Source organism: Streptomyces sp. YJ-C3, assembly GCF_053891275.1.
Genome location: NZ_CM132685.1, coordinates 6,887,869 through 6,910,391 on the forward strand (window position 1 = coordinate 6,887,869; position 22,523 = coordinate 6,910,391).

Sequence of the window (22,523 nt, forward strand, 5' to 3'; positions counted from 1 at the left end):
AACTTCATCCCTGGGTTTGCTCGATGGCTTCGCGAAGCACCAGGCGGTCGTCGAAGGGACGCACCACCCCGGCGATGTCCTGGCCCTGCTCGTGTCCCTTGCCGGCGACGAGCACCGTGTCGCCGGGCTCGGCCCGGGCGACGGCGGCGGCGATGGCGGCGGCCCGGTCCTCGAAGACGGCGACGTCACCGCGCTCGTGCGCCGGCACGTCGGCGGCGCCCGCGAGCATCGTGGCGAGGATCGCGAGGGGGTCCTCGGAGCGGGGGTTGTCGGAGGTGAGGATGGCCGTGTCGGCGAACCGCGCGGCCGCGGCGCCCATCGGCATCCGCTTGGTCCTGTCCCGGTCGCCGCCGCAGCCGAGCACGATGTGCAGCTTGTTCTCGGTGACCTTGCGCAGCGCCTTGAGGACGGACTCGACGGCGTCGGTCTTGTGCGCGTAGTCGACGACGGCGAGGTACTTCTGGCCCGCGTCCACGCGCTCCAGGCGGCCCGGCACGCCGGGGACGGCGGCGACGCCGTCGGCGGCGGTCTGCGGGTCGATCCCGGCGACGGCGAGGGTGACGATCGCGGCGAGGGTGTTGGCGACGTTGAAGGGGCCCGGCAGGGGCGCCTTGGCGGTGATCCGCTCGCCCTTGGGGCCGACGACGGTCAACGTCGAGCCCAGCGGGCCGACTTCGACGTCCTCGGCGCGCCAGTCGGCGTCGGGGTGCCCCTCGGCGGAGAAGGTGACGACGGGGACCTCGGACTCGTCGATGAGCCGGCGCCCGTACTCGTCGTCGTAGTTCACGACGCCCTGTTTGCTGCGTGCGCGCGTGAACAGCTGTGCCTTCGCCCGGAAGTAGTCCTCCATGTCGGAGTGGAACTCCATGTGCTCCGGGCTGAGGTTGTTGAAGACGGCGACGTCGAAGACGCAGCCGTCGACCCGGCCGAGCACGAGGGCGTGGCTGGAGACCTCCATGGCGACGGCCTCGACGCCGCGCTCGCGCATGACCGCGAACAGGGCCTGGAGGTCGGTGGCTTCGGGGGTGGTGCGCTCGGACTTGATCCGCTCGTCGCCGATGCGCATCTCGACCGTGCCGATCAGGCCGGTGCTGCGGACCTCTTTGAGGCCGCCCTCGACGAGGTACGCGGTCGTCGTCTTGCCCGACGTGCCGGTGATGCCGAGCTGCAGGAGGTCCTTGCCCGGGTGGCCGTAGATGGTGGCGGCCAGCTCGCCCATGCGGCTGCGCGGGTTCTCCACGACGAGCGGCACGAGCCCGGCGTCGTGGACGCGTGCGGCGCCGGCCGGGTCGGTGAGGGCGGCGACCGCGCCGAGGGTCGCGGCCTGCGCGGCGAAGTCGGCGCCGTGCGCGCGGGCGCCGGGCAGCGCCGCGTACAGGTCGCCGGGGCGCACCGCACGGGAGTCGTGGGTGATGCCGGTGACCCCGAGATCGGTGGCGCCGGGCGCGGGGACACCCAACTGATCGGCCAGTTCCGCGAGGGGGGTGGCGGAGACCTCGACCGGTCGCGGCGGCCCGGGATATGTCACGGGTGCGCCCTTCTGGGTGGTTTGGGACTGATCAGCGTGTGGCACGGCGGTGAGCGTACCGGGCGCACCCCCCGCTGAGCGAAGCGAGGGGCGTGGCGTCCGGTGGTTCCCGGAATCCGAGGTGATGGTTGTCACGGGCTCTTCAGGGTGTCTTCACTGTGAGTGATCATGGTTACGACGTGTCCCGGCCGTCATGGCTGAAACGCGACGGGCAGCCGTGCGGACTTGGCGCCGGTGGGCGGCACTTGAAGGGTCTTCAGGGCGAACTCCATGACCTGCTTGTAGATGGGGCCGCAGATCTGGCCGCCGAAGTAGCTCCCCTTCGTCGCGTTCTGGATGGCGCAGTAGACGGTGACGCGGGGCTTGTCGGCGGGCGCGAACCCGGCGAACGACGACGTGTACCCCTTGTAGCGGCCGGTGGCCGGATCCACGCGGTTGGCCGTACCCGTCTTACCGGCGACGCGGTAGCCGGGGATCCGGGCCTTCGTACCGGTGCCTTCCTCGTCGTCGACCACGGACTCCAGCATCTGGGCGACCGTCCTGGCCGTCTTCTCGCTGACGACGCGGGTCTCCTTGGGCTTGGGCGCGGGCGTGAACCGGCCGTCAGGGCCCTTCGCGCCGCGCACCAGGGTCGGTTCGACCCGGACGCCGCCGTTGGCGATGGTCGAGTACACGGAGGCCGCCTGCATGGCGTTGATCGAGAAGCCCTGCCCGAACGGGATCGTGTACTGCTGCGACGTCGACCACTTGTCCGCCGCCGCGAGGATGCCGGAGGTCTCGCCGGGGAAGCCGAGACCGCTCTGCCGCCCGATGCCGAACTTGCGCAGGTACGAGTAGAGGGTCTCGTTGGCCTTCGGCTGCGTCGCGCCGAGCTGGCCGGTGGCGAGGATCGTGCCGATGTTGCTGGACTTGGCGAGCACGCCGTTGAGCGTGAGGTGCCAGGTCGGGTGGTCGACGTCGTCCTGGAAGAGGCGGTCGCCCCGGTGCAGCCGGTTGGGGACGGTGACGTGCGTCAGCGGCGTGGCCGCGTTCTCCTCCAGGACCGCCGCCATCGACATGACCTTGGCGGTGGAGCCGGGCTCGTACGCGTCCTGGAGCGCGGCGTTGCCCAGGGCCGCCGAGTTGGCCTGCGACAGGTCGTTGGGGTCGAAGCCGGGCGCGTTGGCCATGGCCAGGACCTCGCCGGTCCGCGTGTCCTGCACTATCACGTAGCCGCGGTCGGCCCCGGATTTCTTGACCTGCTCGGCGATCGCGTTCTGCGCGGCCCACTGGATGTCGCGGTCGATGGTCAGCTCCACGTCGGAGCCGGCCACCGCGGGCTGCTCGGTGCTGCCGGCGGTCGGCACCTGTCGGCCGCCGGACTGGGCGTACCGGATCTTGCCGTTCTTGCCGGCGAGCTCCTTGTCGAGCTGCTGCTCGACACCGCCGCCGCCCTTGCCGTCGGCGTTGACCCAGCCCAGTATCCCGGCGGCCAGGTCCCCGTTCGGGTACACGCGCTTGCTGCTGGGGTCGGCGAGGACCCCGGACAGCACGCTCGCCTCGTGGCCCTCGGCGTTCGCCTTGTCGTTCAGCGTCGACCTGAGGTCCTTGATCTGCTTCCAGACCTGCGGCGTCTGCCGCGTGGCGAGCCGCACGTACCGCGTCTTCTTGGTCTTGAGCTTCTTGGCCAGGGTGTCCGCGTCGACCCCGATGATCGGCGACAGGAGCGCCGCCGCCTGCTCGGGCGCGTCCTTGACCTGGGTCGCCTTCTCGGTGAACAGCGTCGGGTCCGCGGTGATGTCGTACGCGTCCACGCTCGCCGCCAGCGCGACACCGCTGCGGTCGGTGATGCCGCCGCGCTCGGCGGCGATGGTGTGGCTGACGTAGCGGTTCAGCTCGGCCTTGGCGGCGTACGCGCTCGCGTCGACACCCTGCACCTGGAGGAGACGGACGACGAAGACCATGAGGACGAGCGTGAGGCCCAGACTCACCATCCGCAGGCGGGGCCGTGGGCTGCCCAGGCGCAGTGGGGTGGCGGTTCTGGCAGATGCGGGGCGCGGGCGCCGTGCGGCGGAGCGCGCGCCGGGGCCGGGGCGCCGCTGCGCACCGGGGCGGGCCGTCCGGGCGGGACGCGCGGGGCCTGGCACGCGGCGGCGCGGGGGTTCCCTGTCGGTCATGGCGTCACCTGCCGGAGTTCGAAGGAACGGGGGCCGCGGGCTGCGTCGAGGTGTCCGGCTGCGCGGGCGGCTCGGCGGAGGGCGTCGTGCCGGGCGTCGCCTGCGTGGTCGGCGACGGCGACCCGCTCGGGGTCGTGTGGACCATCTCGGGCGGCCGGGGCGCCTGCGGCCGCACCGGCGAGGGCAGCGCCGCCGGGCTGGGCGCCCCGCGGACGGTGCCGTCGGGGGTGAGGAACGCGGGGTCGCCGCCCGGGACCATGCCGAGTTCGCGGGCGCGGCGCTGGAGGGCGTCGGGCGCCGAGTAGGAGTCGACGTCGCGCTGGAGCTGCTGTTCGTCGTCGGTCAGCTCGGTGGTCTGCTTCTTGAGCCGGCTGAGCTTGAACGATCCTTCGTTGAGCGAGGAGTTCAGCAGCAGCAGGGTGATGAGCCCGCCGCCGAGCAGCAGTACGACGAGGAGGACGAACGGGGTCCGGGCGGCCTGGGCGCCGCCGGACGGGGCGACCGGGAACAGCCGCGCCCATCGGGCGGCTCTCCCGCGTGGTTCACCTTGGGGGCCTCGGGCGCCCTGGGCGCCCTTGGATCCTTTCGAGCCGCTCTTGGCGGTCATGACCACCTCTCCACGCGCGCGTGCCTCACTCGGCGACCTCCTCGCGGATGCGCTGTGCACCCCGCAGCCGTGCCGGGGCGGCCCGGCGGTTCTCGGCGACCTCTTCCTCCGTGGGAAGTTCGGCGCCGCGGGTGAGCAGCTTGAGCCGGGGCTGGTAGCGCTCGGGGACCACGGGCAGGCCGGGCGGCGCCGTGGTGGCGGCGCCGGCCGAGAACACCTGCTTGACCAGCCGGTCCTCGAGCGAGTGGTACGACAGAACGGCCATCCGGCCCCCGACCGCGAGCGCCCGCACGGCGGCCGGGACCGCCCGCTCCAGGACGCTCAGCTCGCCGTTGACCTCGATGCGCAGCGCCTGGAAGGTGCGCTTGGCCGGGTTGCCGCCGGTGCGCTTGGCGGCCTGCGGCAGGGAGTCGCGGATCAGCTCGACGAGCCGCGCGCTGTTGCTGAACGGCTCCTTCTCGCGCTCGCGCACGACGGCCGAGACGATGCGCTTGGCCTGCTTCTCCTCGCCGTACTGGCGCAGGATCCGCACCAGTTCGCCCGGCGGGTACGTGTTGAGGACCTCGGCGGCGCTCATCCCGGTCGTCTGGTCCATGCGCATGTCGAGCGGCGCGTCCTGCGCGTAGGCGAAGCCGCGGTCGGCCTCGTCGAGCTGCATGGAGGAGACGCCGAGGTCGAACAGGACGCCCTGGACGCGCGGGATGTCCAATCGGTCGAGGACGTCGGGCAGTTCGTCGTAGACGGCGTGCACGAGGGTGGCCCGGTCGCCGAAGGGGGCGAGACGCTCGCCGGACAGCCGCAGCGCTTCCTTGTCGCGGTCGAGGGCGACCAGGCGGCACGAGGGGAACGTGGAGAGCAGGGCCTCGCTGTGTCCGCCGAGGCCGAGCGTGCAGTCGACGACGACCGCTCCCGGCTGCGCGAGCGCCGGAGCCAACATGTCCAAGCAGCGCTGGAGCATGACCGGGACGTGTCGCTGACTCAAGAGGCCCTCTCAGGTCCGGCGGGCGGGTCGTACGCACTGCCGGGTCCCCGCCCGCTCATGAAGGGGATGGTGGTCCGTCGGCGCCGGGGAAGTGACGCCGGCCGACCGGAGCGGGAGGAGGCCGAGCCGTACGTACGCGCCGCGCACGCGGGGAGCGTCCGGCAGCGCCGGGATCTCCGTGATGCTTCGTTTAATGGGGTTCGGCGTCACTTTAGTCCACGGTGCCCCTTGGTCAATCAACCGGCCTGCGCGTCGCGGGACGCTTCCGCCCGAAGCCGCATATCCGGCTAATTCACTCGTTCGGTCGCGGCCCTCCCACCCCTGTGGGTTAGCTCACAACAAGGCGTGATGACGTTCTTTGTCCCCCCTCACAGCAGGCCGGAGACGTCTGCGGCCACTACCGTCGTCCCTATGACGACTTCCGCATCCCTCCCCTCCGAGAACGCCATATCCGCCGACGGCACCGTGACCGACCGTCTCGTCGAGGCCAACGCGCGCTACGCCGCCGCGTTCACCGACCCGGGGATGGACGCGCGCCCGGTGCTGCAGGTCGCCGTCGTCGCGTGCATGGACGCCCGTCTCGACCTGCACGCCGCGCTCGGCCTGGAGCTCGGCGACTGCCACACCATCCGCAACGCCGGCGGTGTCGTCACCGACGACGTGATCCGCTCGCTCACCATCAGCCAGCGGGCGCTCGGCACCCGCAGCGTGGTCCTCATCCACCACAGCGGCTGCGGCCTGGAAGGGCTGAGCGAGGAGTTCCGGCACGAGCTGGAGCTGGAGGTCGGCCAGCGCCCGACGTGGGCCGTCGAGGGATTCCGGGATGTCGACCAGGACGTACGGCAGTCCATTCAGAAGGTGCGCACCTCTCCCTTCCTGCTGCACACCGATGACGTACGCGGCTTTGTCTTCGACGTGAAGACCGGTCAGCTGCGCGAGATCACCCCGGCATAGGGACAGCACCCGCCGGTCGTCCCCTCAAAAGGTTGTAAGCCCCGACATATCGCGGCCAGTTATCCACAGGCGAGTGACACGAACCGGTAACGGCAACAAGAATGCGTGTGTGACACCCCGCGCGAGCGACGGAACTCTTCGCGCGTGGTGTCCGTATTTCGGGGTGGGCCGGTCCGCATCGCAGAGCGACGGCCCGGGAAAGTACGGGCCGAGGAGGGCCGGGTGACGACCTATGACGATCGAGCGAGCCTCACTGATCTGACCACCACCGCGGAGCGTGTCCGCAGGTCGGTGGAGGGTGTGATCGAGGGCAAGCCGGAGGTCGTACGGCTTTCGCTGACCGTGCTGCTCGCCGAGGGGCACCTGCTCATCGAGGATGTCCCGGGCGTCGGCAAGACGATGCTCGCCAAGGCACTGGCGCGGTCCATCGACTGCTCGGTGCGCCGCATCCAGTTCACGCCGGACCTGCTGCCGTCGGACATCACCGGTGTGTCCATCTGGGACCAGCAGCGTCAGGACTTCGAGTTCAAGCCGGGCGCGATCTTCGCGCAGATCGTGATCGGCGACGAGATCAACCGCGCCTCGCCGAAGACGCAGTCCGCGCTCCTCGAGTCCATGGAGGAGCGCCAGGTCACCATTGACGGCAAGACCTACGAACTTCCGAGCCCCTTCATGGTGGTGGCCACGCAGAACCCGGTCGAGATGGAGGGCACGTACCCCCTGCCCGAGGCCCAGCGCGACCGGTTCATGGCCCGCGTCTCCATCGGCTACCCGAGCCCGGACGCCGAGCTGCAGATGCTGGACGTCCACGGTGGCGTCTCGCCCCTGGACGACCTGCAGCCGGTGGCGCACGCGCACGACATCGTGAAGCTGGTCGACGCGGTGCGCACGGTCCATGTCGCCGATGCCGTACGGCGCTACGCGGTGGACCTGGTCGCCGCCACGCGCACGCACCCGGACCTCAGACTCGGCGCGTCGCCGCGGGCGACGCTGCACCTGCTGCGGGCGGCCAAGGCCTCGGCGGCGCTCAGCGGCCGTGAGTACGCGCTGCCGGACGACGTCCAGGCGCTGGCCGTCGCGGTGCTGGCCCACCGTCTGCTGCCCACCGCGCAGGCCCAGTTGAACCGGCGCACGGCCGAGCAGGTCGTCCTCGACATCCTGCAGCGCACCCCGGTGCCCGCCACCGACACGCGCGCGCCCCAGGGCTACACCCAGGCTCCTCCGATGTACGGCCAGCAGCCCCCCGGCACCCGGAGGCTCTGATGGCGGCCGGGGGGTACTACGCGGCGGATCCCGGGGGCGGCTTCACGGACGGCGACGGCGCGGCGGACGACAAGGGCGACAAGAGCGGTCTGCGCACCGCGCTCGCCGGGCTGACCACGCGCGGGCGCTCCTTCCTGGCGGCCGGTGTCGCCGCGACGGTCTGCGCGTTCGTCCTGGGACAGGGCGATCTGCTCCGCGTCGGCATGCTGCTCGCCGCGCTCCCTCTGGTCTGCGCGGGCGTCCTGTACCGCACCCGCTACCGGGTCGCGGGCAGTCGCCGCCTCTCCCCCGCGCGCGTGCCCGCCGGTTCGGAGGCGCGCGTGCATCTGCGGATGGACAACATCTCGCGGCTGCCCACGGGCCTGCTGATGCTCCAGGACCGGGTGCCGTACGTGCTCGGGCCGCGGCCCCGCTTCGTCCTCGACCGCGTCGAGGCGGGCGGCCGCCGCGAGGTGTCCTATCGGGTCCGCTCGGACCTGCGCGGCCGCTATCCGCTCGGGCCGCTGCAACTGCGCCTGACGGACCCGTTCGGCATGTGCGAACTGACCCGTTCCTTCTCCACGTACGACACCCTGACGGTGATCCCGCGCGTGGAGCCGCTGCCGCCGGTACGGCTCTCCGGCGAGGCCAAGGGACACGGCGAGGGACGGCAGCGCTCGCTCGCGCTGGCCGGCGAGGACGACGTGATCCCGCGTGGGTACCGCTACGGCGACGATCTGCGCCGCGTCCACTGGCGGTCGACCGCGCGGTACGGTGAACTGATGGTGCGGCGCGAGGAGCAGCCGCAGCGGGCCCGTTGCACGGTGCTGCTCGACACGCGCGGTCCGGCCTTCCAGGGCGCGGGCCCGGAGTCGGCCTTCGAATGGGCGGTGTCGGGGGCGGCCTCCGCCCTGGTGCACATGCTCGAACGGGGCTTCTCCGTGCGGCTGTTGACGGACACGGGCAGTGCGGTGCCGGGCGAGGGCACGGACGGGTTCGCGGGCACCGGCCAGGGGTCGGCGGACGCGGCGGGCCTGATGATGGACACGCTCGCCGTCGTCGAGCACTCCGACGCGTACACGCTGTCGTCCGCGTACGACGTGCTGCGCGGCGGGAACGAGGGGCTGCTGGTCGCCTTCTTCGGTGACCTGGACGAGGAGCAGGCCGCCGTCGCCGCCAAGATGCGCCGGCGCAGCGGCGGCGCCGTCGCCTTCCTCCTGGACAGTCCGTCCTGGATCCAGGGGCCGGGGGCACCGCCCTCGCAGCAGTGCGCCGAGCGGCTGCGCGTGCTGCAGGAGGCCGGCTGGACCGTGGTGGTCGTGCCGCCCGGCGCGTCCTTCGTGGACGTGTGGCGGCAGGCGGACCGGGAGCGTACGGGGGCAGCCGGTGCCCCGGGTACCGCAGGGGGTTGGTCATGAGCGGCGGTGCCCGTCTGTCGATCTGCGCGACGCTGGCCACGTTCCTGGCGTCGTGCGCGCTGCTGCCGCTGGTCGACCGGTCCACCTGGATCATGCAGGCCGCGATCCTGCTGGTGATCCAGGCCGGGGTGGGCGCGGCGGCCCGTCGGGTCCCGCTCCCCCGGCCGCTGACGGTCGCGGCGCAGGCCCTGGTCTCCCTGCTGCTGCTCACCCTCGTCTTCGCGCACGACCAGGCGCTCGGCGCGGTCGTCCCCGGGCCGGAGGCCTTCCGGCACTTCGGGCTGCTGCTCCAGGCCGGCAGCGAGGACGTCAGCCGGTACATGATCCCGGCGCCGCTGTCCGACGGCATCCGGCTGATGCTGGTCGGCGGCGCGCTGGTGATCGGGCTCGCGGTGGACGCGCTCGCGGTGACGTTCCGCAGCGCGGCCCCGGCCGGGCTTCCACTGCTCGCGCTGTACTCGGTCGCCGCGGGGCTCTCCGACGGCGGGATCGACTGGCTGTGGTTCCTGCTCGCGGCCGTCGGCTATCTCCTGCTGCTGCTCGCCGAGAGCCGGGACCGGCTCTCGCAGTGGGGCCGGGTGTTCGGCGGCACCGGCCGCGTGCCCGGCGGGACTCCGGGGCAGGGCGGCGCGGTCGCCCCGATCCGGACCGGCCGCCGCATCGGCGTGCTCTCGCTGGGCATCTCGCTCCTGGTCGCGTGGGTCGTGCTGCCGCTGGACGGCGGCCTCCTCGGCCCCTCCGGCACGGGTGTGGGCAACGGGTCGGGGGGCGGCGGCACCATCTCCGCGGTCAACCCGCTGGTCTCGCTGCAGAACAGCCTGAACCAGCCGGAGGACCGGACGGTGATGTCGTACAGGACGAACGCCGAGCAGACGTCCGACATGTATCTGCGGATCGTGGCGCTCGACGAGTTCGACGGCACCACCTGGCGCCCTTCGGTGCGCAGCATCACCGATGTGCCCTCCACGCTGCCGGGCCCGCCGGGCCTCGGTGCGGACATCGGCAGGACCGAGATCACGACGCGTATCTCGGCGGCCGACTGGTACGCGCAGGACTGGCTGCCCATGCCGTATCCCGCGACGCAGGTGTCGGTGAACGGGCGGTGGCGGTTCGAGCGGGTCGGCCGGACCCTGGTGGGCGATCACGGGCAGACGACGCGCGGGAAGTCGTACACCGTCAAGAGCCTGATCGTGCAGCCGACGGCGGAGCAGCTGGCCAATGCCGGGGCGCCGCCGACGGATCTGCTGCGCGAGTTCACGAAGGTGCCGGGCTCGCTGCCGGACGTGGTGCGCACGACCGCGCGCAAGGTCACGGCGGGCGCGTCGAACAACTACGAGCGCGCGGTCGAGCTGCAGGACTACTTCGCGGTCAACGGCGGCTTCACGTACAACACCGAGGTGCAGGCGGGCAGTGGTTCCGCCGCCATCGCCCGGTTCCTGAAGCAGAAGGAGGGCTTCTGCGTCCACTTCTCGTTCTCGATGGCGGCGATGGCGAGGACGCTGGGCATACCGGCCCGCGTCGCGGTCGGCTTCACTCCGGGCTCGCCCGCGGGTGACGGCGCCTACTCGGTGGGCCTGCGCGACGCCCACGCCTGGCCGGAGCTGTACTTCGAGGGCGTGGGCTGGACCCGCTTCGAGCCGACGCCCAACCGCGGGACGGTCCCGGAGTACACGCAGGACAACACTCCCGCGGCGCCGAACAACCCGGCGGCGCCGTCCGAGTCCGCCTCCGCGGCTCCCTCGGCGGCCCAGCCCTCCGCGTCGCAGAGCTGCACGGCGGCGCAGCGCAGGGACGGCAGCTGCGGCAACACGGCTCCGGCGATCGTGGGCGGCTCCTCGGACGACGGCCCGCCGGTCGGCACGTTCCTGCTGGTGGCCGTGGCCGCCTTGCTGGTCCTGCTGGTGCCGCTGCTGCCGATGCTGTGGCGGCGACGCCTCAGGGCGCTGCGGCTCGGTTCCTCCGGCCGCACGGAGGCCGATGTCGCCACGCGCACGCTGGCGGCCTGGCGCGAGGTCACGGACACGGCCTGGGATCACGGCATCGCGCCGGACGACTCGCAGACCCCGCGGAAGGCGGCGGCGCGCATCGTGCGGGTCGGGCACCTCGATCCGCCGGCCGCCGAGGCCGTCCACCGGGTGGCGGCGGCGGTGGAGCAGGTGCTGTACGCGCCGCGGCCGGGCGCCGTCTCGGGTCTCGCCGAGGATGCGCGGCGGTTGCAGGCCGGACTGCACGCGAAGGCGAGCCGCACGACCCGGCTGCGTGCGACGCTCGCGCCGCGCTCGGCCATCCGGGTGGTGTGGGCGGTGGGGCAGCGCTGGGAGTCGTTCACCGTGCGCCTGCGGACCCGCTGGTCGTCGCTGCTCGACCGGGCCTCCCGCTCCCGCCCGTCGAGCCAGGAGAGCTGAGTCGCCCTGGGTGATGCGGCCCAGCCGTCCAGGGCGATGAGGCCCGTACGTCGATGGAGGCTCCGGCCGCCGTGAGGGGTGGCCGGAGCCTTCATTTCCACTCGGGCCCCGTCTGCGCCCAGGGTCTTCATCTCCGCACGGGCCCGTTACGCACAAAGGGTGACCGCCCGGGGGCGGTCACCCTTCACACACGTCTGTAGGTCCCGATCGGGGCCGGTCGGCTCAGCGGCCGCCCTGCTCGTCGCGGCGGCGCTGCCAGCGCTGCTCGATCCGGTCCATCATCGAGCGCTTCTGTTTGCTCTGTCGCCGGGCGGCGGGCGCACCTGGCACCGCTCCCGCCGGCTGTTCACCGGGCTTGGGCGCCTTGCGCCAGCCTGTGACGGCGAGCACCGCACATCCCAGCATGACGAGGAATCCCACCACGCTGATCCAGATCTGCTGCGCGACCATACCTGCCATGAGGAGCGCGATACCCACCAGGAAGCCCGCGACTGCCTGGTAGACCCGACGTCGGGTGTACGTACGCAGCCCGCTTCCCTCAAGCGCTGTCGCGAACTTGGGATCTTCGGCGTACAGCGCTCGCTCCATCTGCTCGAGCATTCGCTGCTCGTGCTCCGAGAGCGGCACGGAGTCCTCCTCATCGTGCAGTCGCCGGGGCGACCGGGGGTCCCCTTCAGGATAGGCAGGGAATCGCCCCCGTGAAACCCGCCCCTCTACGCCAACTTCACCATTCCGGACCGCGTCACGCCGCTCCGGCTCACTGGGCGTCATTCCCCGGTGGCCGACCCGTCATGCCGGACGGTCTACCCCGATCATACGGCGACACGCGCCGGATCGGGGGGCCTGTGGCGTACTCCATCTGCCGCTGCGCCGCTGATCAGCGGCGGATCACCTCAGTCGCTCAGGTCCGGTCGGCCGTCTGCTTCTCGCCGAGCACGTGCAGCTGCGTCGCCACGGCGTGGAACGCGGGCAGCTCGGCGGCGGCGGCCTCCAGCTTCAGGAGCTCCTGGAAGGCGCCTGGCTCGGTGTCCACGAGGACGCCGGGAACGAGGTCGGCGAAGACCCGCACACCGTGCACGGCGCCCACGTCCACGCCAGAGTCGGCGACGAGCCGGGAGAGCTGCTCGGCGGTGAAGCGGCGCGGCACCGGGTCGCCCTCGCCCCAGCGGCCGGCCGGGTCGTCGAGGGCCTGCCGGGCCTCCTTGAAGTGTCCGGCGAGGGCCCGCGCGAGGACGGCGCCGCCGACACCGGCGGCGAGCAGGCTGAGCACACCGCCGGAGCGGAGCGCGCCCACCGCGTTGCGCACGCCCTCGGCCGGCTCCTCGACGTACTCCAGGACGCCGTGGCACAGGACCGCGTCGTACCCGTCGCGCTCGACGACGTCGAACAGGCCGGAGATGTCGCCCTGGACGCCGCGCACCCGGTCGGCGACCTCGGCCTCGGCGGCGCGGCGCTCGAGCGCGAACAGCGCGTTCGGGCTGGGGTCGACGACGGTGACGCGGTGGCCCAGACGGGCGACCGGCACCGCGAAGTTGCCGCTGCCGCCCCCGGTGTCGAGGACGTCCAGCGTCGGGCTCCCCGCGGCCTTGGCACGACGGTCCAGGGCGTCCTTGAGGACCTCCCAGACCACGGCGGTACGGAGAGAGGCACGGGGACGAGGGGGGTCGGAGCGCGGCGACGTCGTACGCGAGTGGTGGGAGACGGGAGGGCGCATCGGGTCCGACACGGCGGCTGACTCCTCGGCGTGAGCAGGTTCGGGCGCCTCCACCCTAATGGGCCCGGACGGGCGGCCTCGCCATCCGCGCACATCACCGCAATCGCTGGTCACCCCGCGTCGGGCACCTCCCGCTCCGCTACGCGCGCGTCGTCCTCCTGGCGCGGCTGGGGAAGCGCCGGCTGCAGCACGAGCATCCGCTCGACCAGGCGCAGGAACATCGCCACGTCGCGCAGCAGATCGTCGGCGTCGCGCGCGCTGGCCGCATCGCGGATACCGGCCTCCGCGCGCGCCCGGCGGGTCGCTCCGGAGGCGAACAGGGCGCTCCACTCGGTCAGTTCGGGTGCTATCTCGGGGAGCACTTCCCAGGCGCTGCGGATCCTGGCGCGGCGCTTGGGGGTGAGTTCGGGCCGGCCGCGGGCGGCGAGCACGGCGGCCGCGGTGCGCAGGGCGGCGAGGTGGGCCGTGGCGTACCGCTCGTTCGGTGTCTCGAGCACGGCCGCCTCGTCGAGTCCGGAGCGGGCCTGGGCGAGCAGATCGAGGGCGGCGGGCGGGGCGCTCACCCGGCGGAGCACCGGGTGGACGTCGCTCGCCGGTCCGGTCAGTGAGGGGGCGTGGCCGGAGGCAGCGGGGCGGTGTGCGGCGGCTGCGGTGTACCTGGCCATGACGAACCTCCTGTCGTCTGTGTGACGGCGCAGTGGCCGTATGTGCCCATCGTGCGGTATGCCACTGACAATCGGCCCTGACCTGGCCTTTTGCTTCGATCGAAGGTTCGGGCTAACTTTTGCACTGACTGGTCAGTTCAAAAGAGGTTGCCGAGGGGGCCATGGCCATGGACGGTCCGGAGGGCTCAGTCGCCGTCACCGCCGAGGGGTTCGGGCTGAAGGGCCCGCGCGGCTGGGCGTTCCGCGGTGTCGACATCGACGCGGCGCCCGGGTCCCTCCTCGCGATCGAGGGGGCGTCCGGCAGCGGCCGCACCTGCCTGCTGCTGGCACTGACCGGACGCATGCGGCCCACCGAGGGCACGGCGACCGTCGGCGGGTTCCGGCTGCCGAAGCAGATGGCCGCCGTGCGGCGGGTGAGCGGGCTCGCGCACGTGCCGGGGGTGACCGACCTCGATCCGGCGCTCACCGTGGCCGAGCACCTGCGGGAACGGGCGCTGCTGCAACGCCGTTTCGACGGGTCGCTGCGCGGACTGCTGCGCCCCCGCGCCGAGCGCGCGGCCGAGGCGGCGCTGCGCATCGACACGGCCCTGGCCGCCGCCGGCCTGGACCGCGAGGCCCTGCCGAAGGGCTCCCGCACGGCCGTACGCGACCTGGAGCGCCCGGAGGCGCTGCGCCTCTCCCTCGCGCTCGCGCTCATCGGCCGCCCGGCGCTGATCGGCGTCGACGACGTCGACCTGAAGCTCGCGGATGCCGAACGGGCCGAGATGTGGGACCAGTTGAAGGCCATCACCGCGGCGGGCACCACGGTCGTCGCCGTGTGCAGCGAGGCACCGGACCTCGCCGACGCCGTCGTCGTACCGGCCGCCCCCACGAGCACCACCCCTGTGACCGACACCGACAAGGAGACGGCCGATGCGCTCGCCGAAGCTGGCCGCGCTTGAGCTCAGGCGCTTCGGCAGGGGCAAGCTGCCGCGCGCCGCGCTCGTCGCACTTCTGCTGCTGCCGCTGCTCTACGGGGCGCTGTACCTGTGGTCCTTCTGGGATCCGTACGGGCGGCTCGACAAGATTCCCGTGGCGCTCGTCAACGACGACAAGGGAGCGGCCGCCGCCGGCAAGAAGATCACCGCGGGCGACGACATCACCGAGGGGCTGTACGACAGCGACACCTTCCAGTGGCACGAGGTCGACGCCGCGCAGGCCGAGCGGGGCGTGGAGGACGGCACGTACTACCTTTCGCTGACGATGCCGGAGGACTTCAGCAAGCGGATCGCGTCCAGTTCCGGGGACACCCCGGAGACCGGCGCTCTTCGGGTGCGCACGAACGACGCGAACAACTACATCGTCGGGCAGATCTCCCGCACGGTCTTCTCCGAGGTCCGCTCGGCCGCGTCCACGAACGCGTCACGGTCCTTCCTCGACAAGATCTTCATCTCGTTCTCGGACATCCATGACGCGACCCAGAAGGCCGCGAAGGGCGCGGACGACCTCAAGGGCGGCATCGGCAAGGCCAAGAAGGGCTCGAAGGACCTGGCCGACGGCCTGAAGGACGCCAAGAAGGGCAGCGGCGACCTGGCGAGCGGCCTGAAGAAGCTCGACAAGGGATCGGCCGACCTGGAGACGGGGTCCCGGCAGGTCTCCGCCGGCACGCAGTCCCTCGCCGACAAGGTCAACGGGGCCGCCGACCAGGTGCTCCCCTTCCTGAAGGGCAACAAGAAGCAGATCGGGGACACGGCGCGGCTCGTGGCCGACTCCGCGAAGGGCATCCGGCACAACCTCGACGCCCTCGTGAAGCTGGCACCCACCGCGCGCAAGGGCGCCCACGCGGGATCCGACATCCTTGCCGCCGTCTACGAGCGTCGTTGCGAGAAGGCGCTGCTCGACGACCCGGCCTGCCCGGACCTGAAGAAGGCCATGACGGCCGCCGCGGACGTCGCCACCGTCTCCGACGACCTGAACACGCTCATCCAGGACGAGCACGGCGACCTGGACCTCATGGACAGCCACCTGAAGACGCTGCAGAAGCAGTCCGAGGCCCTCGCCGAGCGCGCCCCGACGCTCGACAAGGATGTCGAGAACGCGGTCGCGCAGATCAACAGGCTCAACAAGGGGGCGGGCCAGGTCGCCACGGGCGCCGGGAAGCTGCACACCGGGCTCGGCACGGCGAAGACCGGCTCCACCGAACTCGACGCCGGTGTCGGCAAGTTGAAGACCGGGGCGAACGACCTGAACGGCGGTATGTTCAAGCTGGCCGACGGCTCGGGGAAGCTGGCGGGCGGGCTGCACGACGGCGTCGAGAAGATCCCCGACTACGACAAGAAGGACCGCGATCAGCGCACTGAGGTGATGGCCGATCCGGTGCAGCTGGCCTCGCAGTCGCTGCACAAGGCGCCCAACTACGGGACGGGTTTCGCCCCGTACTTCATTCCGCTCTCCTTGTGGGTGGGCGCGATGGTCGCCTACATGCTGATCCAGCCGCTGAACCGGCGCGCGCTCGCCGTGGGCGCCTCCGCATGGCGCGTGGCCCTCTCGGGCTGGCTGCCGGTCGCGGCGCTCGGTCTCCTCCAAGTGGCGGCCCTGATGTCCGTACTGCACTGGGCACTTGGGCTGCAGATGCTGCACGCGGCCGGGACGGTCGGGTTCCTGTGCCTGGTCACGGCGTGCTTCGCGGCCATCGTGCAATGGCTGAACGCACGCTTCGGGGCGGCGGGCCGCATCCTTGTCCTCGCCTTCCTGATGCTGCAGCTGACGTCGGCGGGCGGCACGTATCCCGTGCAGACGAGCCCGGGCTTCTTCAACGCGATCCACCCGTACCTGCCGATGAGCTACGTCGTCGAGGCTCTGCGGCGGCTGATCTCCGGCGGCGGGCTCGGCCCCGTGTGGCAGGCCTGCGCGGTGCTGATGGCCTTCACGGCGGGCGCCCTCGCGCTCACCGCACTGACGGCCCGGCGCAAGCAGGTGTGGACGCTGGACCGGCTGCACCCGGAGCTGAGCCTGTGAGCGCGCCCACGGGACGGCCTGTGAGAATCGGGGGCATGGAAAGCAGCACACGGCGCCAGGCCACCCGGCAGAAGCTCTACGAGGCAGCTGTCACGCTCATCGCGGAGCAGGGTTTCTCCGCGACGACGGTCGACGAGATCGCCGAGCGCGCCGGGGTCGCGAAGGGCACCGTCTACTACAACTTCGCCAGCAAGTCGGTCCTCTTCGAGGAGCTGCTGCGGCACGGCGTCGGGCTTCTCACCACCTCCTTGCGGGACGCCGCGCAGAAGACCGACGAGCGAGGCGGCAGCAAGGTCGACGCCCTGGACGCGATGATCCGCGCCGGCCTCGTCTTCATCGACGAGTACCCGGCCTTCACGCAGCTCTACGTGGCCGAGCTGTGGCGCACCAACCGGGCCTGGCAGTCCACCCTCGCCGTGGTCCGCCAGGAGGCGGTGGCCGTCGTCGAGGGTGTGCTGCGCGGTGCCGTGGCGAGCGGCGAGCTGAGCGAGGAGATCGACGTCCCGCTGACGGCGGCGGCCCTGGTGGGCATGGTCCTCGTGGCGGCGCTGGACTGGCAGGCGTTCCAGCCGCAGCGCTCGCTGGACGATGTGCACGCCGCACTGTCGCTGCTGCTCCAGGGCCGGGTCGGCGGCGGCCCGTCGCTGACGCGCAAGGCGTGACCCGCCTCTGACGCGAGGAACGCGGAACGGGCCGCACATGTGAAGCGCCGGCATACGTGAAGCGCCGGTCCGGCAAGGCCTGTGGTCGTGATCAGGCCTCACCGGACCGGCGCATCCCCCGTTGTTCCCCCGTTGGACCCCGTTCGGTCTCCCCCGGGTCCCCCGTGCCTCGCTCCCACCCTTACGGGCGAGAGGAGCGGCCAAGGGCGCCGCATCCGTTCCGCCGCCCCGTGTCGGCGGTACCGGAGCCGCGCCCCTCTCCGTGTCCTCCACTCTTCCGTCTGCGCAGGTGGGACCCCATCCGTGCACCTACTCATCTCACTACCTAGGTACGGATACTCAGGCCTGGGCACTCATCCCCAGGCACGGAGAGTTCCCCACTGGTTACGATCTTGTCCGTGTCCGTACTCCCCCTGGTCTTCACCAGTGGCTGGGCGAGCGGCATCAACGCGTACGCGGTGGTCCTGCTGCTCGGCATCTTCGGCGCGACCGGGCTGACCGACGAGGTCCCCGAGTCGCTGCAGCGCCCGGACGTCCTGATCGTGGCCGGAGTGCTCTTCCTGTGCGAGGCCGTCGCCGACAAGATCCCCTATGTGGACTCGGCCTGGGACACGGTGCACACCGTGATCCGGCCGGTGTCGGGGGCGGTCGTCGGCGCCCTGCTCGCGGGGCAGACCGGTTCGCTGTCCGATCTCGCGGCCGGCGCGATCGGCGGTTCCACGGCCCTGGCCAGTCACACCGTGAAGGCCGGCACCCGGATGGCGATCAACACCTCGCCGGAGCCGGTGTCGAACTTCGTGATGAGCACCGCCGAGGACCTCGGCGTCGGCGGTGTCGTGACGTTCGCGATGTTCTATCCGGAGGCCGCCGCGATCATCGCGGCGGTGCTGCTGCTCCTCGGCCTGTTGCTGCTGTTCCTCCTCGTCCGGCGCATCCGCCGGTTCCTGCGCAGACGCGCCCAGCGGCGCGAGGAGAAGCGCCTGGCCCGTGAGGCACCGCCGCCGTGACCTGCGGGCGGCGTTGTCGGTGGCGGCCGATAAAGTCCCTGGCATGGCACGAATTGCGGTGATCGGCGCGGGGATGGGCGCCATGGCGGCCGCCGCTCGGCTGGCCGTCGCGGGCCACCGACCGGTGGTCTTCGAGCGCGCGTCGACGTACGGCGGCGCGGTCGGCCGGTTCGAGCGCGACGGCTTCGCGTTCGACACGGGCCCGGGGCTGCTGCCCCTGCCCGCGGTCTACCGCGATCTCTTCGTCAAGACGGGCAAGGAGCCGCTGGAGGACCTCGTTCCGCTGACCCAGGTGGAGCCCGCCGTACGGCACGTCTTCGCGGACGGCACGACGACGGACCTGCCGAACGCGCGGCGCGCGGGGGTCGCCGAGGCGTTGGACACGGCCGTCGGCGCGGGCGCGGGCGAGCTCTGGTCGGCGTTCATGAACCGGGCGCGGGAGGCCTGGGACCGCTCCCGGCGCCCCCTGCTGGAGGAGCCCCTGTGGCCCAACTGGCAGGTGCTCGCCGACCGTGAGCCGTACCCGGCGGTGGCCCGGCGGCGGCTGCTGCGCAAGGACCGCACGGCGACGACGCTCACCGAGATCGGCGCCCTGGAGCTGGGCGGGGACCCGCGTCTGGTGGCGCTCCTCGAGCAGTACGCGCTGGCGTACGGCCTCGATCCGCGTACGGCGCCGGCGAGCGCGGCCGTGCTGCCCTACATGGAGCAGACCTTCGGGACCTGGGCGGTGAGCGGCGGCCTGCGGGCGCTCGCGGACGCGGTGTACGCGCGGTGCCTGAAGCGCAGGGTCGAGTTCCGGTTCGACGCGGCCGTCACCCGGATCGTGGTGAAGGACGGACGGGCGGCAGGCGTCGAGCTGGCCGACGGGTCGGTCGAGGACGCCGAGTTCGTGGTGGCCGGTGTCGCGCCGGGAGTGCTCGACGGGCTGCTGCCGGACCGCAGTGTGCGGGGCGAGGTGCCGGCGCGCCCCGAGTCGTCGGTGCCCAGTCGGCTCACGGTCCATCTGGCGCTGCACGGACCCCGGACCGAGGGGACGCCGCACCGGACGGTGGTGCACGGGGCCGACCGGGACGCCGAGTTGGCGTGGCTGTTCGACGGCGGTCCCTGGCCCGCGAGACCGACGGTCGCGGTGCTGCGGACCGGCGATCCGTCGCAGGTTCCGGACGCCGGCCACGAGGCGGTCACCGTCACCGTGACCGTGCCGCCCCACGCGCGCGTGAGCGAGGCCGGTCTGGAAGCGGTCCTCACGGCGGCCGAGCGCACCGTGTCCGGCCTCCGCGACCGCCTCCTGTGGCACGAGACGCGCACGCCCCAGGACATCGCCGAGGCGACCGGAGCGGCGGGCGGCGCCGTGCCCGCGCCCGCCCTGGCCGCCGCGCGGGGAAGCCTGCTGCATCCGGCGAACGGGACGGACCTGCCGGGCCTCTTCGCGGTGGGCGGCTGGTCGCATCCCGGTGGCGGACTGCCGCACGCGGGCATGTCGGGAGCGCTGGTGGCGGGCCTGATCGTGGAGGGACCGGAGTTCCGCGGCTCGCAGTGAGCCGCGGCGGGCGGACGGCTCAGTACCGGTACTGCTGCTCGTTGTAGCCGGTGTCGTACCCGGTGTTCGGGTCGTGCTGCGGATACGTCGGGTAGGGCTGCTCGGGCGGGAGTTCGCCGCCGTAGCCCTGCTGCTGCTCGTCGCCGTTGCGCTGCTGCGGCACCCAGACGCCGCCCGGAGGCGTGTCCGCGCCGTAGCCCGCGGCGGTCGCGTACGGGTCGGCGTACTGCTGCTGGCCGGTGGCGTACGGGTCGCCGTACTGGGGCTGCGCCGGGTACGTCTGGGTCCCGATGTACGGGTCCGAGTAGGGCGCGGCGTACGGCTGCTGCCCGGTGTCGTAGCCGTAGTTCTGCTGGTCGTAGGCGTAGGCCCCGGTGTCGTAGCCGTAGTTCTGCTGGTCCGCCTGGGCGGTCTGGGCGTACGCCGAGTCGCTGTAGACGCCGTACTGGCCGGTGTCGTCGGGCATCGGCTCGGTCGTCGCGTACACCGCGGTGGACTCGGCGGGCGCCTGCGGAACCGGCGGGTAGTCCTGGGCACCCTGCTCGTACTCCAGGTCGGAGACCTCGAGCGTCGGGTCCTGGTGGACCGGCTCCTTCTTGCGGCGCTTGCTGCCGCCGGTGTCGGCACCGCCGGGGCCGTTCTTGAGGGCCCAGCCCGCCGCGAAGCCGCGGCGGAACGACAGGGTGACGTACGTCTGGCCGATCGCGAAGGCGATGGCACCGGCGCCGATGACGATCACCGAGGGCATCAGGACGCCGAGGACCACCCCGAGGAAGCCCACGAAGGCGAGCAGGCGCCAGCGCAGCCGCGCCTTGTACTGCAGCAGCACCTCACCGAGGAGCCACAGTGCCACCAGTCCGAACGCGACATAGAGGACCGCCCAGCCCATGTACGCCCCTCTCGTACGGCCGTAGCCCCTTGCGGGTACGGCCCATCAGGCCCGCTGCTCGTGCAGGCCCAGGTTCTCGTAGATTTCCAGCGTCGCAGTGGAGTTGTTGAGCGTAATGAAGTGCAGACCCGGGACACCTTCGTCAAGCAGCTTCGCGCAGAACTCCGTCGCGAACTCGATGCCAATGGAGCGTACAGCGGCCGGATCGTCTTTGGCTGTGAGGATCCGCTCTTTCAGCGCCGGAGGGAAGTCCGCGTTGCTGAGCTTGGGCAGGCGTTCGAGCATGCGCACGCTCGTGACCGGCATGCATTCCGGAATGATGGGCGTCTCGCAGCCCGCGGCGGCGACCCGGTCGCGCAGCCGCAGATACTCCTCCGGGTAGAAGAACATCTGCGTGATCGCGTAGTCGGCGCCCGCCCGGCACTTGTCGACGAAGTGCCGCACGTCGGTGTCCCACTCCGTGGAGCGCGGGTGCATCGCGGGGAACGCGGCGACGCCGACGCAGAAGTCTCCCGACTCCTTGATCAGCTCGACGAGTTCGGCCGCGTACGTCAGCCCTTCGGGGTGCGAGACCCAGTCGGCCATGGGGTCGCCCGGCGGGTCTCCGCGCACGGCGAGCATGTTCCGGATGCCGGCGTCGGCGTACTGGCCGATGATGTTGCGCAGTTCGGCGACCGAGTGCTCGACCGCGGTGATGTGGGCGACCGGCGTCAGCGTCGTGTCGACGACGATCTGCTGGGTCTCCTTGACCGTGCCCGCGCGCGTGGAGCCGCCGGCGCCGTACGTCACGGAGACGAAGTCGGGCGAGACGGCCTCGACCCTGCGCAGCGCGTTCCACAGGTTGCGCTCGCCCTTTTCGGTTTTCGGCGCGGAGAACTCGAAGGAGTACGTCGTCTTGCCGGTCGCGAGCATGTCGCGCACGGTGCGGGCGCGATCAGTCCTGGTGGAAGCAGTGCCAAGGGCCATACGGGCAGGTTACTGACGGAATCCGGTTGCCCATAATCCCCGTCCACCTTGCGGACAGACGAGCCGAAGGCCTGCTCCCCGAAGGGATCCCGGGGTCAGACCGAGCGCAGGCGCTTGGCGAATTCGGCGGTCGCGGCGGCCGGATCGTCGGCCTCCGTGATGGCGCGCACGACGACGACGCGACGGGCGCCCGCGTCCAGGACCTCGTCCAGGTTCCCCAGGTCGATGCCGCCGATGGCGAACCAGGGGCGGTCGGTGCCGAGGCCCGCGGTGTAGCGCACCAGGTCGAGACCGGGGGCGTGGCGGCCGGGCTTGGTCGGCGTCGGCCAGCAGGGGCCGGTGCAGAAGTAGTCCACGCCCTCCTGGACGGCGGCCGCGGCGGCCTCCGCGTCGGCGTGCGTGGAGCGGCCCACGAGGATGCCGTCGCCGAGAACGGCGCGGGCCGCGGGGACAGGCAGGTCGCCCTGGCCCAGGTGCAGCACGTCCGAAGCGGTCGCGTGCGCGACGTCCGCCCGGTCGTTGACCGCGAAGAGCTTGCCGTGGCGACGGGCCGCCTCGGCGAACACGGCGAGGTGCTCCAGCTCCTCGCCGGCCTCCATGCCCTTGTCGCGCAACTGCACGATGTCCACGCCGCTGGAGAGCACCGCGTCGAGGAACTCCGGCAGGTCGCCCTGGCGCTTGCGGGCGTCGGTGCACAGGTAGAGCCGGGCATCGGCGAGCTGCGTGCGCTTCGGGTCGGCCATGGGAAATCCCCCCGTGTGGATCAGGTGTCGTCCGGCGTGCGCACCACG

Annotated in this window: 19 protein-coding genes; 9 read left to right on the plus strand and 10 right to left on the minus strand. The window is 72.0% G+C overall.

Annotated features, from left to right (window positions below; genetic code table 11):
* Window positions 1-4: 4 nt before the first annotated feature.
* From ACVHNB_RS30960 to rsmH, 4 genes are read right to left on the minus strand one after another with little or no spacing between them, the layout of a single operon-like run.
* A complete protein-coding gene (locus ACVHNB_RS30960) occupies window positions 5-1,663 on the minus strand; it encodes a UDP-N-acetylmuramoyl-L-alanyl-D-glutamate--2,6-diaminopimelate ligase (protein ID WP_456226371.1) in 1,659 nt (552 codons plus the stop codon).
* Window positions 1,664-1,719: 56 nt separating this feature from the next.
* Window positions 1,720-3,684, minus strand: a complete 1,965-nt coding sequence (locus ACVHNB_RS30965; RefSeq protein ID WP_456226372.1) for a penicillin-binding transpeptidase domain-containing protein — start codon at window positions 3,682-3,684, stop codon at window positions 1,720-1,722.
* A 4-nt stretch (window positions 3,685-3,688) separates the two neighbouring features.
* A complete protein-coding gene (locus tag ACVHNB_RS30970; protein ID WP_428955225.1) occupies window positions 3,689-4,291 on the minus strand; it encodes a septum formation initiator family protein in 603 nt (200 codons plus the stop codon).
* 25 nt (window positions 4,292-4,316) lie between these two features.
* Window positions 4,317-5,249 (minus strand): 16S rRNA (cytosine(1402)-N(4))-methyltransferase RsmH, encoded by a 933-nt coding sequence (gene rsmH / locus ACVHNB_RS30975; RefSeq protein ID WP_456228971.1) that lies wholly within the window; start codon window positions 5,247-5,249, stop codon window positions 4,317-4,319.
* 435 nt (window positions 5,250-5,684) lie between these two features.
* On the opposite strand from rsmH, the gene ACVHNB_RS30980 reads away from it, so the two are divergent.
* The 4 genes from ACVHNB_RS30980 (at window position 5,685) to ACVHNB_RS30995 (ending at window position 11,292) form a co-directional block, all read left to right on the plus strand.
* Window positions 5,685-6,227, plus strand: a complete 543-nt coding sequence (locus ACVHNB_RS30980; RefSeq protein ID WP_428955223.1) for a beta-class carbonic anhydrase — start codon at window positions 5,685-5,687, stop codon at window positions 6,225-6,227.
* 222 nt (window positions 6,228-6,449) lie between these two features.
* Entirely contained in the window at window positions 6,450-7,490 is a 1,041-nt protein-coding gene (locus tag ACVHNB_RS30985) for an AAA family ATPase (protein ID WP_456226373.1), read from the plus strand.
* A complete protein-coding gene (locus ACVHNB_RS30990; RefSeq protein ID WP_456226374.1) occupies window positions 7,490-8,887 on the plus strand; it encodes a DUF58 domain-containing protein in 1,398 nt (465 codons plus the stop codon). The genes ACVHNB_RS30985 and ACVHNB_RS30990 overlap by 1 nt, the downstream gene beginning before the upstream one ends.
* Window positions 8,884-11,292 carry a transglutaminase TgpA family protein gene (locus tag ACVHNB_RS30995; protein WP_428955220.1) on the plus strand — a complete coding sequence of 803 codons (2,409 nt, stop codon included), beginning with the start codon at window positions 8,884-8,886 and terminating at the stop codon, window positions 11,290-11,292. Before ACVHNB_RS30990 ends, ACVHNB_RS30995 begins: the two co-directional genes overlap by 4 nt.
* Window positions 11,293-11,514: 222 nt before the next feature.
* Here ACVHNB_RS30995 and ACVHNB_RS31000 read toward each other — a convergent pair whose 3' ends face one another.
* The 3 genes from ACVHNB_RS31000 to ACVHNB_RS31010 all read right to left on the minus strand — a co-directional run bounded on the left by ACVHNB_RS31000 (window position 11,515) and on the right by ACVHNB_RS31010 (window position 13,671).
* Entirely contained in the window at window positions 11,515-11,919 is a 405-nt protein-coding gene (locus ACVHNB_RS31000; RefSeq protein ID WP_428955219.1) for a DUF3040 domain-containing protein, read from the minus strand.
* 274 nt (window positions 11,920-12,193) lie between these two features.
* Entirely contained in the window at window positions 12,194-13,006 is an 813-nt protein-coding gene (locus ACVHNB_RS31005; protein WP_428957692.1) for a class I SAM-dependent methyltransferase, read from the minus strand.
* Window positions 13,007-13,116: 110 nt separating this feature from the next.
* Window positions 13,117-13,671 (minus strand): SAV_6107 family HEPN domain-containing protein, encoded by a 555-nt coding sequence (locus ACVHNB_RS31010; protein WP_456226375.1) that lies wholly within the window; start codon window positions 13,669-13,671, stop codon window positions 13,117-13,119.
* Between the two features lie 167 nt (window positions 13,672-13,838).
* On the opposite strand from ACVHNB_RS31010, the gene ACVHNB_RS31015 reads away from it, so the two are divergent.
* The 5 genes from ACVHNB_RS31015 (at window position 13,839) to ACVHNB_RS31035 (ending at window position 19,877) form a co-directional block, all read left to right on the plus strand.
* Complete coding sequence (locus tag ACVHNB_RS31015; RefSeq protein ID WP_428955217.1) at window positions 13,839-14,612, plus strand: ATP-binding cassette domain-containing protein; 774 nt, start codon at window positions 13,839-13,841, stop codon at window positions 14,610-14,612.
* Window positions 14,584-16,668 (plus strand): YhgE/Pip family protein, encoded by a 2,085-nt coding sequence (locus ACVHNB_RS31020; RefSeq protein WP_456226376.1) that lies wholly within the window; start codon window positions 14,584-14,586, stop codon window positions 16,666-16,668. The genes ACVHNB_RS31015 and ACVHNB_RS31020 overlap by 29 nt, the downstream gene beginning before the upstream one ends.
* A 35-nt stretch (window positions 16,669-16,703) precedes the next feature.
* Entirely contained in the window at window positions 16,704-17,330 is a 627-nt protein-coding gene (locus ACVHNB_RS31025) for a TetR/AcrR family transcriptional regulator (RefSeq protein WP_456226377.1), read from the plus strand.
* 398 nt (window positions 17,331-17,728) lie between these two features.
* Window positions 17,729-18,337: a DUF4126 domain-containing protein gene (locus ACVHNB_RS31030; protein WP_428955214.1), complete on the plus strand. Its 609-nt coding sequence runs from the start codon at window positions 17,729-17,731 to the stop codon at window positions 18,335-18,337.
* Between the two features lie 43 nt (window positions 18,338-18,380).
* Window positions 18,381-19,877 carry a phytoene desaturase family protein gene (locus ACVHNB_RS31035; protein WP_456226378.1) on the plus strand — a complete coding sequence of 499 codons (1,497 nt, stop codon included), beginning with the start codon at window positions 18,381-18,383 and terminating at the stop codon, window positions 19,875-19,877.
* Window positions 19,878-19,896: 19 nt separating this feature from the next.
* On the opposite strand, the gene ACVHNB_RS31040 is transcribed toward ACVHNB_RS31035, so the two are convergent.
* The 3 genes from ACVHNB_RS31040 to thiE form a co-directional block, all read right to left on the minus strand.
* The gene (locus ACVHNB_RS31040) at window positions 19,897-20,766 is read right to left on the minus strand and encodes a hypothetical protein (RefSeq protein WP_428955212.1); all 870 of its coding nucleotides are present in this window, start codon (window positions 20,764-20,766) and stop codon (window positions 19,897-19,899) included.
* 45 nt (window positions 20,767-20,811) lie between these two features.
* Complete coding sequence (gene metF, locus ACVHNB_RS31045) at window positions 20,812-21,732, minus strand: methylenetetrahydrofolate reductase [NAD(P)H] (RefSeq protein ID WP_428955211.1); 921 nt, start codon at window positions 21,730-21,732, stop codon at window positions 20,812-20,814.
* Window positions 21,733-21,827: 95 nt separating this feature from the next.
* Complete coding sequence (gene thiE / locus ACVHNB_RS31050) at window positions 21,828-22,475, minus strand: thiamine phosphate synthase (protein WP_428955210.1); 648 nt, start codon at window positions 22,473-22,475, stop codon at window positions 21,828-21,830.
* Window positions 22,476-22,523: the final 48 nt, after the last annotated feature.

Coding starts and splice junctions, on each gene's coding strand:
- ACVHNB_RS30965 (WP_456226372.1), bottom strand. CDS start 3,684: ATGACCGACAGGGAACCCCCGCGCCGCCGCGTGCCAGGCCCCGCGCGT.
- ACVHNB_RS30970 (WP_428955225.1), bottom strand. CDS start 4,291: ATGACCGCCAAGAGCGGCTCGAAAGGATCCAAGGGCGCCCAGGGCGCC.
- rsmH (WP_456228971.1), bottom strand. CDS start 5,249: ATGCTCCAGCGCTGCTTGGACATGTTGGCTCCGGCGCTCGCGCAGCCG.
- ACVHNB_RS30980 (WP_428955223.1), top strand. CDS start 5,685: ATGACGACTTCCGCATCCCTCCCCTCCGAGAACGCCATATCCGCCGAC.
- ACVHNB_RS30990 (WP_456226374.1), top strand. CDS start 7,490: ATGGCGGCCGGGGGGTACTACGCGGCGGATCCCGGGGGCGGCTTCACG.
- ACVHNB_RS30995 (WP_428955220.1), top strand. CDS start 8,884: ATGAGCGGCGGTGCCCGTCTGTCGATCTGCGCGACGCTGGCCACGTTC.
- ACVHNB_RS31005 (WP_428957692.1), bottom strand. CDS start 13,006: ATGCGCCCTCCCGTCTCCCACCACTCGCGTACGACGTCGCCGCGCTCC.
- ACVHNB_RS31010 (WP_456226375.1), bottom strand. CDS start 13,671: ATGGCCAGGTACACCGCAGCCGCCGCACACCGCCCCGCTGCCTCCGGC.
- ACVHNB_RS31015 (WP_428955217.1), top strand. CDS start 13,839: ATGGACGGTCCGGAGGGCTCAGTCGCCGTCACCGCCGAGGGGTTCGGG.
- ACVHNB_RS31020 (WP_456226376.1), top strand. CDS start 14,584: ATGCGCTCGCCGAAGCTGGCCGCGCTTGAGCTCAGGCGCTTCGGCAGG.
- ACVHNB_RS31025 (WP_456226377.1), top strand. CDS start 16,704: ATGGAAAGCAGCACACGGCGCCAGGCCACCCGGCAGAAGCTCTACGAG.
- ACVHNB_RS31035 (WP_456226378.1), top strand. CDS start 18,381: ATGGCACGAATTGCGGTGATCGGCGCGGGGATGGGCGCCATGGCGGCC.
- ACVHNB_RS31040 (WP_428955212.1), bottom strand. CDS start 20,766: ATGGGCTGGGCGGTCCTCTATGTCGCGTTCGGACTGGTGGCACTGTGG.
- metF (WP_428955211.1), bottom strand. CDS start 21,732: ATGGCCCTTGGCACTGCTTCCACCAGGACTGATCGCGCCCGCACCGTG.
- thiE (WP_428955210.1), bottom strand. CDS start 22,475: ATGGCCGACCCGAAGCGCACGCAGCTCGCCGATGCCCGGCTCTACCTG.